The following is a 13,926-nucleotide window of genomic DNA, read 5'->3' as shown; positions in this document are numbered from 1 at the left end:
TAATTATGGCAATCAGAATTTTTGTTACTGGTGGGACGTTCGACAAAGAATACAACGAGCTCAATGGAACTCTGTTTTTCAAAGATACTCACATAAACGAAATGTTGAAATTAGGGCGCGCCCGCGTCCCAATTGAAGTTAGAACTCTGATGATGATGGATAGCATCGATATGACCGATACCGACCGCGAACTAATTGCTTTGAACTGCCTCAAAACCGAAGAAAATAAAATAATAATCACACACGGCACCGATACAATGGTCGAAACTGCTCGCGTCATTGCCCAAAAGGTGAAGGATAAAACAATTGTGCTTACCGGTGCAATGATACCGTATAAATTTGGTAGTTCCGACGGACTTTTCAATTTAGGCAGTGCAATTGCTTTTGTTCAGACACTTCCGCCCGGCGTCTATATTGCTATGAACGGTCGTTATTTCAACTGGGACAACTGCCAGAAAAATCGCGACAAAGGGGAATTCGAAGAAATTAATCCTAAACAGAGATTCTAATTTTTTCGCTTGTTTTGAAAATGCAGTGGGTCGCCCCATACTCCATAAGCGATTGAGCGGCCTACTGATGCTATTCGCATTTGCATACAGCTATGGCATTCTGCTGCAAACTCCGAAACGCAAGGCTTGTCCTCATAAAGCATATAATTTTTGCGATATTCAGTCGGCGTTATCTGGGGCATAATGACATTTGCACCGTAGCGAAGCCCTTCTTCGCGTCCCGTTGGATGAATAGTTTGTAGTGCCGTTGTTGAAGCAATATTGACATCTTTCAGCACGATTCGGCAAACAGCAATCATTTTAAGCGATAGCTGGAAACGCCATTTCTTTATTTCTTCTGTAGTCTCGTATTGCTTGCCCATAGGGGTGTCGTTGTGCGGAAGGTAAGGTCCCATTCCAATCATATCCATGTCCATTTCACGGAAGAAAAGCACATCGTTTGCTAAATCGTCGAAGGTTTGTCCGGGAAGCCCAATCATAACACCCGTACCAACCTGAAAGCCAACTTTTTTTAGTGCATTGAGTGCTTCAATGCGAGTCTCTAATAGCTGCTGGGGTGGATGTATCTTCGCAAATAATTCAGGGTTGGTTGTTTCAATTCTCAATAGATATCTATGAGCACCTGCATCGAAAAATTTTCGGTAAGTTTCTTCCGTTTGTTCGCCAACGCATAGCGTAATACCAAGTCCTTCGGGATATTTTTCGCTTCGGGTAGCGTCCTTGATGCCTTTAATACAACTAATGACATATTCAATAAATTGTTCGTCGCGTCGATCGCCCGATTGCAATACGACTGAACCATAATCAAATTCTGCTGCTAATCGTGCCGCCTCGATTACTTGCTCGACTGTTAATCTATAACGTTCAGTATTGCTGTTGCTTCGTCTAATCCCACAATAATAACAATCATTTACACAGTAATTCGAAAACTCAATGAGTCCGCGCAAATAAACCTTATCGCCAACATTTTCGAGCATCGTTTCGTATGCTTTGCTCCGAAGCAATTCGATGTCTTCTTGGCTTTCTACCGACAACAATTGAACAATATCTTCACGTGAAAGTGTATCTTTCAATAAATTTTTTTTAATAGACATAAGCCACCAGATTAGAAAAATAAATCGCGTTCGCCTTGCTCTATGCGGTGTAAATAATCGCGAGTTAGTTGACGGACATGTTCATCAGGAATTTGCAAGATTTCGCGTTCAATTAACTCTTCACCAATTTTTCGGGTTTCTTCGTCTGCATAATCAACCAAATATTCTTTTAGCGTGGTAAGTCCATTAGGTTGGCAGTATAACTTAATTAGCCCAGGTTTTGCCTGATCCATAAAGTCTTCGCCTACTCGTCCCGAACGATAGCAAGCAGTGCAGAACGATGGAATATAACCGTGGCGGATAACATCTGCAATAACTTCTCCTGAACTGCGACAATCGTTGAGCACAAATTGACCTTCTTCGTATTCGCTCGACGCTGAAAATGCTTGTTTATAACCGCCGGGAACAGTTCGCGAACCGGCACTAATTTGCGAAATACCTAAATCAAATAGTTCGCTTCGGAGCTGAGCTGGTTCACGTGTGGATAATATCATACCGGTGTAGGGAACTGAAAGACGCAAAGCGGCAACAACTTTTTTCAATTCAAGGTCTGAAACTGGATAAGGTATATTATTCGAAACAGGTGCATTTTTTGCAGGTTTTATTCGTGGGATCGAAATTGTGTGTGGTCCCACTCCGAAGTATTTATCCAGATACCGCGAATGTTCAATTAACGAAAGCACTTCGAAACGATAATCGAAAAGCCCAAACAAAACACCAATCCCAACATCGTGCATGCCGTTGGCAAGCGCTCTGTCCATCACATACAGACGCCATTCGTAATCTGCCTTTTTCCCGGATGGATGCATTTTCTGGTATATTTCGCGATGGTATGTCTCCTGAAATACTGTGTATGTGCCAATAGGGACTAAACTGAAACGCTGAAATTCTTCTGCCGATAATGGTGCAATTTCGACATTTATTCTTCTAATAGACGAACCCTTCGAGTCGCGAACGCTATAGACGGCTTCTATTGCTTCGATAAACTTATCAAGCGAACTTTGCTTATGGTTTTCGCCCATCAGCATTAATATTCGTTTATGTCCTTGCTCTAAAATTCCTAATGTCTCTTCTTTTATTTGTTCAATTGTAAGTGCATGTCGCGTAATCTCTTTATTATCAGCTCGAAAACCACAATAGAGACAATTATTTGCACAATAATTGGATGTATATAGTGGTGCAAACAATACTAAACGCCGTCCGTAAATTTCTTCCTTTACTTTGTAAGCGGTGTGAAAAATCTTCTCGAGTTGCTCTGGTTCGTCAACATTTAGCAATGTAGCTGTTTCTTCAAGCTCAATCCCATTGAGTTCCAACGCTTTCGACAATATCTCGTCTATCTGAACTTTGTCAGGCTTGCTGGTGTTTTCTAATATGCTCAATAGTTTTTTTTCGTCAATGATTTCTCTTTTCATTATTATCGATTTTTAATTTGTGTTAAATTAACAAATGTAAAGACGTAAAAAAATACTTTGAATTTTAAGTTTGTAAGTTTATTTTGAAATATATTCTAATACAATTTGGAATAATACTATGGCGTTTAGTTTTATTGAGCAAGATATTGATACCATTTCAAGCATTCTGGGTCAGAAACCCGAATCGTTTGAAAATTCCTGGACCTGGAACCTTCGAAATGATGCTTCGGATAAGCCAATGATTATTAATCTCTATAATTCAATTAATTTTGATGGAGATAAGGAAGGGTCTATTGTTTCTGTCCAAACTCGCCATGGTTATTATGAATTGCACAATTTAACCGGATATTTAGTTTTCGAACCCGATGAAATTATTTTTATTTGCTCAAAAAAGAAAACTCTTTCCTGCTTGATCGTTGGTAAAGGTAACACTTGCTCGTTCTACTCAAACATTCAAAAGAAAATGTTGCATCGCGACCCAACTGAACTCGATCCAGCAGTTTTGCTTGCAGCAATGCAACTGTCACTTATCGAAAATAAACTTTAACTAAATCGATGATTTTTTCGTCTTAACCTTGGTATGTATAGAATTGATTTTACAAATACAACAGAACAAAAACGCCTTAAATATAAAAAGATTAGGAAGGCTGTGGAGAATGCCCTACGTGGTGAAAAAATTAATGATGCTGAAATTTCTATAGTTTTTATGAATAATGACGATATTAAAGATATTAATAATCGTTATTTGAAACATAACTGGGAAACTGACGTAATTTCCTTCCCGCTGGAAGATAATCCGCTTACGGGTGAAATCTACATTGGGTTGGAAGTTGCTCGCGAGCAAGCAAAAGAATATAAAGTTAGTCTTACTAATGAACTGTCGCGGCTTGCTATTCACGGCATTTTGCATATTATTGGCTATGATGATCCTACCGATATAGAAAGAGAAAATATGGCAAAGCTCGAAGACAAATATTTGGAGGGACACAATTGAGTGAAAGAATCTTGCAAATTATCGTTTTGGTTGTGAAAGAACTTCATACTAACGATAAATTAACCGAGTCTCACATCAAAAGCTTGCATAAGCTGGGATATACGGATGTGGAGATTTCTACTGCTTTAAGCTGGTTGGTTGACCGTGAAATTACATCAACTGACGAAGAGACCCAGTCCTTCCGTATGCTTAACGAAATGGAAAAGGACTTATTTACTCCTGAGGCACTTGGCGATCTCCTGCAATATCAAGCTCTGGGGCTTATTTCCAACGATCAGATTGATTTTATTATAGACCGCATTCTTACAAGCGAATTCGACACTAAAATCGATAGAAATGTCCTTGGATATATTGTTATGGCACTTGTATTCAAATCTCCCTGGGAAAATATTTTACCTTCGAAAGTTCTGCTCAACGGCAACGAAACAATTCATTGATGTTTTTCTTCCGAAAACGTTTTTTGAAAAAATATTTAATAATAAAGGCTGCCCCGATTTTGTGACAACCCTTATTTTTTACACTACTTGTTATTTATCTTTATGCCATCAGCGAACAAATCGCTGCAACCGTTACCATATCATCAACTGAACAACCACGAGATAAATCGCAATATGGCTTTGCCAGACCCTGCACAACCGGACCAACCGCCTCGGCTCCTGCAAGTCTTTGAACCAATTTATAGCCGATATTGCCTGCATTTAAGTCAGGGAAAACAAGCACATTCGCCTTCCCTGCAACTGCTGAACCAGGGCTTTTACGTTTACCAATTTCAGGGACGATCGCAGCGTCAAGTTGCAATTCACCATCGGATGGAATATACGGTGCTTTCTGTTGCATAATATTGGCCGCTGTGCGAACTTTATCCACCAAAGGATGTTCGGCGCTTCCTTTTGTCGAGAACGAAAGGAAAGCAACATGCGGTTCTTCGCCAGTAATTGCCTTGTAGTTAGTTGCAGAACTTATTGCAATATCGGCAAGCTGCTCTACTGTTGGGTCAGGATTGACCGCACAGTCTGCAAAGCAATACATTTTATCGGGGAACGCCATAATAAAGAAACTGCTTACAATTGAAATTCCTGCTGCTACTCCTACCGTATATATTGCCGCTTTCAGAACTGCCCCGGTTGATGAAACATTTCCTCCAACAGTTACTTGCACTCTGTTTGTTTCAAGCAATAATCCAGAAAAATACAATGGGTCCACAACTGTCTGGCGAGCCTGTTCAAGCGTCATTCCTTTTGCTTTACGTTTTTCGTATAAAATATTAGCGAATTCTTCGATTAGTTCGCTTTTTGCAGGATCAATAATTTGCACTCCTTCGAGCGAAATACCTTTTTCTTTTGCTAACGCTGTGATATTGCTTTCATTTCCGACAAGCACCGGGCGTGCAATTTTTTCGTCCAATAAATAACGACTTGCAAGAAGTGTGCGTTCGTCTTCTGCATCAGGGAAGGCAACCAGTGCATTTATTGCTTTTGCTTTATTTCTTGTCGTTTCGATAAATGGAATTTGAGACATAACAAACAATCCTTATTATTGTTAATGTAATTATGGCAATGGAGCATTTAATACTACACGACAAGTGTCTCTTGCAATTACTAATTCTTCGTTTGTTGGAATTACAAATACTTGCAATTTGCTATCTGGTGTGGAAATTACACCTTCTTTGCCGCGTATCATTTTATTGTTGAGCTTTTTATCAAGTTTCACGCCTAAAAATTCTAAATGTTCGCATACTTTTGCACGTACATCGGGGGCATTTTCACCAATTCCTGCGGAGAAGCAAATGGCGTCGGCACCGTTCATTGCTGTCAAGTACGCCCCAACATACTTAACTATCCGAGCGCAGAACATATCGATTGCAAGCTGAGCGCGTCTATCTTGATGTTCAGTAATTTCTACTTCGAGGTCACGCATATCATTTGTTAGCCCAGATATACCCAGCAGCCCAGACCTTTTGTTCAGCATGTTGAAAATTTCGTCAATTGATGAACCTTCCTTGTGGTGCAAGAAATCAATTATTGTTGGATCTATGTCTCCGCAGCGTGTCCCCATCATAAGTCCTTCGAGCGGAGTAAATCCCATTGATGTATCGATAGATTTGCCGTGTTTGATTGCACAAGCAGACGAACCATTGCCCAGGTGCAAAGTGATAATGTTTGTGTCGTTCTTTGTTTTGCCAGTTAATACACGATAACGATATGCAATATATCTGTGGGAAGTCCCGTGGAAACCATATTTACGAATTTTATAGCGACGGTAATATTGATATGGTATTGCATATAAGTACGCGGTTTCCGGCATAGTCGAATGAAATGCAGTATCGAAAATAGCAACCTGTGGCACACTCGGACCGAAAACTTCTCTTGCAGCATAAATACCTTTTAAATTTGCAGGATTATGCAGCGGAGCAAGCTCTATATTATCCTCCATCTTTGCAATTACATCGTTGTCTATGCGCACTGAACTTTTGAATTCTTCGCCTCCGTGAACGGTGCGATGCCCAATTGCGTGAATATCTTCGAGCGAGTTAATGCCGGGAATCCCAGTGTCGGGACTGGTTACCCATTTGATGATGTATTGAATTGCAGCTTTATGGTCGCGGATTGCTGCTGTCGTTTTAATTGTCGATTTCCCTTCTACTTTCAAGGAAATCAGAGCTTCCGAACCAATTCTCTCAATTAGACCGCGTGCAAGTTCGCGATCCTCATTTTTCTCGATCTTTTCTAAATCAGTATCAATTATTTGAAATTTTAATGAAGAACTACCGCAGTTGAGAACTAAAATATTCATAACTTTTCCTATTATTAAATTTTACTAAAAAATTAAGTAAGTATTACAAAAATAAAAGAAATTTTGATTATTTGTTTTGATTTTTCACGATTTATGAAAATTTTGTTTTTATTTTGCTTTGTAATGACTAATTTATGAATTAATATTTATCGTTTTTAGATAATCATTTTATTCTTGATAAAATATTATTCTTCAATTCATTTCTCCCATATTTTTGAATTAAAATAATATTATAGCAATTTCGTTTAAACTAAAAACAATTTTAGTGTTATTAAAAGGCTCTTCTTATGCTAAAATACTTAATTTTACTTATCTTATTTGCATTTATAAATATTAATTGTAGTTCTCAAACAAATGGGGGAAATATGAGCTCGATATATGACTTTTCGGCTAAAACTATTGACGGCAAAGAAAAATCTCTTGCCGATTACAAAGGAAAGGTCCTTCTAATTGTTAATGTTGCCAGTAAATGCGGTTTTACTCATCAATACAAAGGATTAGAAGAACTTTATCGCAAATACAAAGATGCTGGATTAGAAATTCTTGCTTTCCCTTGCAATCAATTCGGCGGCCAAGAACCTGGCACAAACGAGGAAATAGCTTCGTTTTGTTCCACAAACTACGGAGTTTCATTTCAGATTTTCGACAAAATTGACGTAAATGGCGAAAATGCACACCCACTTTATAAGTTTTTGAAAGCCAACGCAAAAGGCTTTATCAATGACGATATCAAATGGAATTTCACCAAGTTTTTAGTTAATCAAAACGGTGAAGTAATCGATAGATTTGCTCCGCAAACCACTCCCGAAAGCATCGAAAAGCATATTGCTAATCTATTGAAAAAATAACTTTGCTTTAAGTTTTTTAGATACTGGAAAAGGTTGCCTTTGTGGCAACCTTTTCTTTTAATTTATATTAGTATTCGCGTTATGAATAAATATAAAGAATATGTTAATCATAAATGATTATCAACTATGTATTTTCAAAAAAACGTCCTTAATTCGACCGAACGCCATCAATTCCCGGAAGAAGACGCAATTTGTTAGTGAATTTTCTCAATTGCTCAATATCTTTCACTTGAATTTTAGCCGAGAGTGCTAAACCTTTCTTTCCAAGTTGTACCATTTCGGTATTTAGAACAATAATTGAGGCATTCGCTGCTTCATTAACAAACGTTGATAGCAGATAAGGATAATTTGAACCGAAAATTTTCAATTGAACAGTTTGCAGCGAAACGTCGTCGCACCATTCTGCTTTTTTAAGGTTTGAAGAGTCTGCGATATTTTTTATGTATGGGCATTCTGCGCAGTGCACCTTGATTTCGCTCTTTTTCGTAACATAAGCAACAATTGGTTCGCCCTTGATAGGATAGCAACATTTTGCTAATTTAGTTTCGATACCGCTTAATCCTTCTAGTTTTACTTGTGGGCGTAGTTTCTTTAGTTTAATGTCGTGTTTACTAAGTTGTTTCTGATCTTTCTGCTTTTCGAAGGCTTTGGCATATATCTTTTTAAGCAAATTAAGTGAACATTTGGTATTCCCATTGCCCAAAGAAAGGAAAAAATCTTCTGGCGAGGAAAAGCCTAATAACTCAATACTTTGGCGGAATGTTGCATCGTCGTCGAAACAGCGTATCTTAGATTTATATTGTTTTTTCAATTGTTCCCAAGCTTTTTTCCCATCGGAGATTAATAATTCACGTTCGTTTTGCTTGAACCATTTTAAAATTTTTGAGCGGCTGCGGGTTGATTTAACAATTTCGAGCCAATCTCGAGATGGTTTGCTATTGTTTGAAGTAATAATATCGACAACATCACCACTGTGAAGTTCAGTTTTCAGTTTAGCAAATTTGCCGTTTATTCTTGCACCTATTGCCTTATAGCCAACATCCGTATGAACAGCAAATGCAAAATCTAATGCAGTTGCACCTTCCACAAGCGATATGACGTTTCCTTTGGGCGTAAGAACGTGTATATAATCGCTTTTCATTTCGGATTTAAGCATTTCGAATAATTCCACTGGATTTTCGAAATATTCATCATTTTCAAGAAAATCCTTAAGTTTTTTCACCCACAAATCGTTTTTTCCAGATGTGCGTTCTTTGTATGCCCAGTGAGCTGCTCCACCGTATTCCGCTTCAATATCCATTTGATGAGTGCGAATTTGAATCTCGAATTTATCACCACTTGTAGTGTGTACAGTTGTTTGAATTGAACGATACCCATTCGGTTTTGGATAGGTTATCCAATCGCGAAAACGTTTTTCGATTGGTATCCATTTGCTATGGACAATACCTAAGGTAACATAGCAGTGTTCTTCTGTATCAGTTATTATACGCAAAGCCATCAAGTCATATATGCCATCAAGTGTTGTGTTTTGATTTTTCAGTTTTCTATAAATGCTATATGGTCTTTTAACTCTATATTTAATTTCAGCGGGAATTGAATGCCTTTTGAGTTGTTCCGAAACATTGTAGTTCATTGTTTTTAATTTTCTTTCGAGCGTTTCGCGGCGTATTTCAATTGCGCGATGAATTTTGCGGTATTCGTCGGGTTCGAGTATTTTGAAAGATACGTCTTCAAGCGGCTGATAGAGTTTACTTATTCCTAAACGGTGAGCAATTGGCGAATACAAATACAAGCATTCTTCGGCAAGTGGAACAAGGTTTGGGCTATTGCTATTAGAGATATATTTTAATGTTACGAGGCGTTCGATGACCTTCAAAATTATAAGTCTCAAATCATCTGTGATTTCAATAAAAACCTTTCTTAAATCAGATATGCGTTTTTGTGTTTCGGGAATTGTTACCTTGCTTATTCTGTTGAATAGCTCAATGTTTTTTATCAGGTCGCTCCCAAATTCTGATTGAAGAACCAACACCAATTCTTTATTATTCAAATCAATATTCATAAAAGCAGCAAGTGGTAGAATGTCATTGCCAAGCTTGAATTTTTGTGTTTCTTGAATAATCTCATTTGCAAATTGCTTTTCTTGCTCTGTTGGATATGCCTTTTCAATTAATTGATTGATTTTTTTTAGAGTTTCCATAATCAAAAAATCATATTATTACTTGACAATCATCAATCTAATAAATATTTATCTAAAAAAAAAAAGCCGCCCATAAAATTTGAGCGGCTCAAATTTAATTTAGCAAAAAACTATTTTATTACAACCATTCTTTCTGTTGCAACGCCGCGTGCAGATTTCAATGTAACGAAATAGAAACCAGCTGGCAAGTTCGAAGCGTTAAATTGAATGTTCTGCAAGCTACCCGAAGCATTTCCTTCGAATAGATTTGCAACTTCGTTGCCTAATGCATCTGTAATGGATAATCTTACATTTTCAGTGCTGTTGCCAACGAACCTAATTTCTGTCGTTCCATTGACTGGGTTAGGCGTAATTGGCATAACACCAAATCCACGCAGAGCGACTTCATCAACAGATGCGTAAATTTTACGTGTAACTGTTACATAAGCTACATTTGATTTCACTTCGCCGCAGTCATTTTTGATCATACAGTAATATTCGCCAATATCTGATGAATTTGCTTTGTCTTTCTTATATGTATTCGAGGTTGCACCAGCGATTTGGCTTCCGTCTTTATACCATTGATATTGTAAAGGTAAGGTGCTTTTTGCTGCAACTTCGATTAGTAACTCTTCATTTTCTTTGATTATGATGTTGTCTGCTGGTTGAAGTGTGATTTCTGGAACGGTAACTACATCTAATTTTGCGAAATTGCTCCAAAGCTTAACTCCATAGCCATTGACTGTTGCCATTAATCTATATTTTCCAGCGTCATTGAGATTAATATCAGATATTGTAAGTTCATCAGTGTTTGCACCAGATATACGTGAATTATCTACAAGTGGAGTGTTTTCGAAATGCCATTGATACGAAATTGTTGCTGGAAGTGTGGTCGAAGCTTTGGCTTTGAATTTAATTTCGTTCCCAGCACAAGATTGAATATCAACAGGTTGCTGTGTGAATAATACATCAGCTATTTTTACGAATACTTTTTTCGACGAAACACTTGTGTTCGGGCATTTTCCAGTAAATGTTACATAGTATTCGTTGCTTTCCATTGTTGACTGAATGTTCGATAGTTTCAACATATTCGAACGAGCACCAGCAATATGCTTGCTGTCGTCCACAAGTGGTGTATTACCGCGATACCATTGAATTACAACATCTTTTGCTGGACGAGTGCCGTTTGGACCAATAATGTGAGCTTCTGCATATAATGTTACTTCACCGCCTTTTAATGTATATTGCGAAACAGGTTGTGTTGTAACTGTTGCAGGTGTAACAACATATACTTCGATAGATTCGGTTAATAATGTCGGGCAAACAGGTTTACCTACTACAAGGCAAGTATATGTGCCGGATGTTTCATATTTGACCGAATTTAATGCATATGTGCTGTTTGTTGCGTCAGGAATAATCTTTCCATCTTTCATCCATTGATATTTTAAGTCTGAACCACTTACATCTACTGATAGAGTGTAATTTTCACCTTCGCATAATGCAGTCGATGGCGATCCACCCGATTGAAGAGGTGTATCCCATATATAATTATTATTCGATACATCGAAAATATATGAATGCTCAACGCTAATTAATCTGAAAGCTAACGGTTTTTCGGAATATGTGCCTCTTGGGATATTCCATTCGAAGTGTCCTTTGCGAGCATCGACATTAGCAAATACAGTATTATAGGTAAATCCACCATTTTCTGAAACCTGAATATTTATCTTTTCGACACCATTTGAGTTCCAAATAATATGATAAGTTTCGTGGTTGCAGAGTTCTTCGTTGTCATATGGCATAATAAGGTCAAGTTGTGGTGTGCCGAACAATATTGGATTTAATCTTCCTCCTTTTGCTAATCTTGTATCAATTGTTGCCCAAATACCATCTGTATCAGTCCAGGTGCGGAGTTCGTTGCCTTGCCAATCGAAATTTGTAAGTTTACGAATACCGTTTGTTAAATTATTAGGTATATAAGTCGACCAAGCACTGTTTGTTTCTTCGAAATCTGCGAACCACCAGGGTGTTTGTGGTGGATAGCCTGGAGTTTGTATTCTTGCTCCAATGTTTTGGACTATTCCAACTGATACAGGCGCATTATTTTCATCGTAAAGAACTACAAATGAATTAGGTGCAAGCCAGCTTGTTGGGTCGTAAATACCAGTTACAAGCGATGTGTCCGAACCGAAATCTCTTGATTGTGATATTTTTGTTGATTTAAAGCGTTTCAAAAATCGTCCATCTTCGAATGCCATTCCAAACAGCCAATATACATTTTTCTGATTGTTGAATACAGCATTACCTGTTGGGACAATATTTATCCAAATTTTTCTTGAAGTTTCATTTGGTCCAGTTGTGAAATATGAATAAGAATCATTATCTACGAAAGAACGCAAGCTGTTGTAAATATACTTTCCAGTATTAGCATTAAAATGAATGTTATTCCCTGCTCCATTATTGTTTGCTGGCACAATATCGTAATTTGGATCGTCAGTTGCACCTGTCAAATATCTGTATGTCGTATTTGGAAGCAGATTGTTTACCTGCACTAACGCAAAAGCTGGCATACGAGGACCGTATGGGTCTGTCCCAAGCGTGCCCACGCCTTTGATGTAGTCCGGTATTATGATCTCTGTAAATGTTATGTCGTTGGCAACAGTAACATTACTTACGATTGGTTCTAAAAAACCAGGTGACGTAATTGTTAGCGTGTAGTTACCAGCAGCATTAAATGAAATATCATCAAATGTTGCAACACCATTGAAAAATGCTTTAGTTGTTGTGCCTGTAATATTTCCCGGTCCAGTTGCTGTAATTGTAACAGTTGGTCCGTTGTAGTTGGTGAATGTTTCACCATTAGCCTTTATTGCTCGAACAGTAAAAGTTGCAAGCGGGAAATTTTTATGAGTTTTTCCTACGAAATTATCTAACGCAAGCCCTGATGGACCTTCGACAAAATTAACATTAACAGTTGCAGAAGCCAAGCCCGTAGCAGTAAATGTTAATGTGATAGAGTTTGTGTCTAAATAACGCAAATTAGTAAATTCAACCGCATATGTTCCGGCAGTAATTGTCTTAGTTGGCTCTGGAATTATTAAATTTGTTATTGGTTGCAAAGTAACATTTGTGTTGCTGGAAACAAATTTCGGAATATTGTTGCCGTCAACGGCTATTACGCGAACACTAAATGGGAAATTGGAGCTAGGGACATTTGGGGTTACTTTTTGAACAAGCAACTTAGTTGGGGTTCCGATAGACGATTGGCTTGTAACAAATATATCATCAACACTCATTTCTGGGCGACCGCCTGAACCGCTTACATAATAATATTTCCAGCGTAAATACACAACTGGCTGATTTTCAACTTCCTCGGGAAGCAAAATATTATTAAACGATACTATTTCGTTCAAAGGACTTGTAGAAAGATACTCAACCGGATTTCCATTCCCATCCGTTACGTCTTTGAAAACGCCATTGCCAACTCTGTATTGCAATCTTATGCCATATATTCGTGTGTTTGTTGCCAGAACGGCACCTTTCCACGAAACTTTGATGGTATTACGGTTAGTTGTATTCAATGCAAGAACAGCGGCACCTAATTTCACAGTAACAGATGTATTGACAAAGCTAAACCCAGCTGTGCCTTTGCCATTGATACGTGTTCCACTCGTTAAATTGTAAGCGCCAGTATAATTGCCAGTCATTTCGTATGCTAAATCTGGGTCTGTGCCTGTGCTGGGCACTGTTACATTATGAAAAATCATATTCGGTGGATAAGTCCCCGCGGCATTAGTCGCAGCCCATTCAGTTAGAGAATAATTGCCACTCGATAAATCGAACGGTGTCGGATAAGTTGGCTGAGCAATAAGCGAACTGCCCGATATTAGTAACATCAAAAAAAGAATAAATAGTGTTTTTTTGAACATAACTTAAATCTCCTTTTATGGGAAAAACAGAAACTTTTTAAAAATTTTCAGACGTATAACTTAAAGAAAATTTTTATTTTTTTTGTTAATTATTTATTAATATTATAAAATTAGGAATATTATATTTGTTCACTCTACTTATTTAAAATTTACTTATTTAAAATT

At 37.7% G+C, this 13,926-nt stretch carries 11 protein-coding genes; 5 read left to right on the top strand and 6 right to left on the bottom strand.

Going from position 1 to position 13,926, the window contains the following annotated elements:
• Positions 1-5 precede the first annotated feature (5 nt).
• Positions 6-509: an asparaginase domain-containing protein gene (locus AC6QZF_RS02305; protein ID WP_499798264.1), complete on the top strand. Its 504-nt coding sequence runs from the start codon at positions 6-8 to the stop codon at positions 507-509.
• Here the strand turns inward: AC6QZF_RS02305 and hydE are convergent.
• Together hydE and hydG are read right to left on the bottom strand one after the other, a co-directional pair.
• A complete protein-coding gene (gene hydE / locus AC6QZF_RS02300) occupies positions 506-1,603 on the bottom strand; it encodes a [FeFe] hydrogenase H-cluster radical SAM maturase HydE (RefSeq protein WP_499798263.1) in 1,098 nt (365 codons plus the stop codon). The genes AC6QZF_RS02305 and hydE overlap by 4 nt on opposite strands.
• Before the next feature lie 11 nt (positions 1,604-1,614).
• The gene (gene hydG / locus AC6QZF_RS02295; protein WP_499798262.1) at positions 1,615-3,018 is read right to left on the bottom strand and encodes a [FeFe] hydrogenase H-cluster radical SAM maturase HydG; all 1,404 of its coding nucleotides are present in this window, start codon (positions 3,016-3,018) and stop codon (positions 1,615-1,617) included.
• A 118-nt stretch (positions 3,019-3,136) separates the two neighbouring features.
• On the opposite strand from hydG, the gene AC6QZF_RS02290 reads away from it, so the two are divergent.
• Genes AC6QZF_RS02290 through AC6QZF_RS02280 form a run of 3 tightly spaced genes read left to right on the top strand, consistent with a single transcriptional unit; the run spans position 3,137 to position 4,449 of the window.
• Positions 3,137-3,565 carry a hypothetical protein gene (locus AC6QZF_RS02290; RefSeq protein ID WP_499798261.1) on the top strand — a complete coding sequence of 143 codons (429 nt, stop codon included), beginning with the start codon at positions 3,137-3,139 and terminating at the stop codon, positions 3,563-3,565.
• A 33-nt stretch (positions 3,566-3,598) separates the two neighbouring features.
• A complete protein-coding gene (gene ybeY, locus AC6QZF_RS02285) occupies positions 3,599-4,012 on the top strand; it encodes an rRNA maturation RNase YbeY (protein ID WP_499798260.1) in 414 nt (137 codons plus the stop codon).
• Positions 4,009-4,449 (top strand): DUF494 family protein, encoded by a 441-nt coding sequence (locus AC6QZF_RS02280; RefSeq protein ID WP_499798259.1) that lies wholly within the window; start codon positions 4,009-4,011, stop codon positions 4,447-4,449. Before ybeY ends, AC6QZF_RS02280 begins: the two co-directional genes overlap by 4 nt.
• A 100-nt stretch (positions 4,450-4,549) precedes the next feature.
• Here the strand turns inward: AC6QZF_RS02280 and pta are convergent, their stop codons facing one another.
• Both pta and AC6QZF_RS02270 read right to left on the bottom strand, forming a co-directional pair.
• Positions 4,550-5,530 carry a phosphate acetyltransferase gene (gene pta, locus AC6QZF_RS02275; RefSeq protein ID WP_499798258.1) on the bottom strand — a complete coding sequence of 327 codons (981 nt, stop codon included), beginning with the start codon at positions 5,528-5,530 and terminating at the stop codon, positions 4,550-4,552.
• A gap of 30 nt (positions 5,531-5,560) precedes the next feature.
• A complete protein-coding gene (locus AC6QZF_RS02270; RefSeq protein ID WP_499798257.1) occupies positions 5,561-6,805 on the bottom strand; it encodes an acetate kinase in 1,245 nt (414 codons plus the stop codon).
• A 365-nt stretch (positions 6,806-7,170) separates the two neighbouring features.
• Between AC6QZF_RS02270 and AC6QZF_RS02265 the strand changes: the two genes are divergently transcribed.
• Positions 7,171-7,653 (top strand): glutathione peroxidase, encoded by a 483-nt coding sequence (locus AC6QZF_RS02265; RefSeq protein ID WP_499798256.1) that lies wholly within the window; start codon positions 7,171-7,173, stop codon positions 7,651-7,653.
• A 148-nt stretch (positions 7,654-7,801) separates the two neighbouring features.
• On the opposite strand, the gene AC6QZF_RS02260 is transcribed toward AC6QZF_RS02265, so the two are convergent.
• Positions 7,802-9,853 carry a RelA/SpoT family protein gene (locus AC6QZF_RS02260; RefSeq protein WP_499798255.1) on the bottom strand — a complete coding sequence of 684 codons (2,052 nt, stop codon included), beginning with the start codon at positions 9,851-9,853 and terminating at the stop codon, positions 7,802-7,804.
• 110 nt (positions 9,854-9,963) lie between these two features.
• Positions 9,964-13,761: an immunoglobulin domain-containing protein gene (locus tag AC6QZF_RS02255; RefSeq protein ID WP_499798254.1), complete on the bottom strand. Its 3,798-nt coding sequence runs from the start codon at positions 13,759-13,761 to the stop codon at positions 9,964-9,966.
• Positions 13,762-13,926: the final 165 nt, after the last annotated feature.

Origin of the sequence: Eximiradius sp. (assembly GCA_937127445.1) — a bacterium.
Taxonomy (GTDB): Bacteria; Bacteroidota; Ignavibacteria; order Kapaibacteriales; family UBA2268; genus JAKIZO01.
This window is presented reverse-complemented; position numbering and strand designations above follow the sequence as displayed.

Excerpts from the sequence above, each read along its gene's own strand:
- pta (WP_499798258.1), bottom strand. The coding sequence starts at position 5,530 with ATGTCTCAAATTCCATTTATCGAAACGACAAGAAATAAAGCAAAAGCA.
- ybeY (WP_499798260.1), top strand. The coding sequence starts at position 3,599 with ATGTATAGAATTGATTTTACAAATACAACAGAACAAAAACGCCTTAAA.
- AC6QZF_RS02255 (WP_499798254.1), bottom strand. The coding sequence starts at position 13,761 with ATGTTCAAAAAAACACTATTTATTCTTTTTTTGATGTTACTAATATCG.
- AC6QZF_RS02265 (WP_499798256.1), top strand. The coding sequence starts at position 7,171 with ATGAGCTCGATATATGACTTTTCGGCTAAAACTATTGACGGCAAAGAA.
- AC6QZF_RS02270 (WP_499798257.1), bottom strand. The coding sequence starts at position 6,805 with ATGAATATTTTAGTTCTCAACTGCGGTAGTTCTTCATTAAAATTTCAA.
- AC6QZF_RS02305 (WP_499798264.1), top strand. The coding sequence starts at position 6 with ATGGCAATCAGAATTTTTGTTACTGGTGGGACGTTCGACAAAGAATAC.
- hydE (WP_499798263.1), bottom strand. The coding sequence starts at position 1,603 with ATGTCTATTAAAAAAAATTTATTGAAAGATACACTTTCACGTGAAGAT.
- AC6QZF_RS02260 (WP_499798255.1), bottom strand. The coding sequence starts at position 9,853 with ATGGAAACTCTAAAAAAAATCAATCAATTAATTGAAAAGGCATATCCA.
- hydG (WP_499798262.1), bottom strand. The coding sequence starts at position 3,018 with ATGAAAAGAGAAATCATTGACGAAAAAAAACTATTGAGCATATTAGAA.
- AC6QZF_RS02290 (WP_499798261.1), top strand. The coding sequence starts at position 3,137 with ATGGCGTTTAGTTTTATTGAGCAAGATATTGATACCATTTCAAGCATT.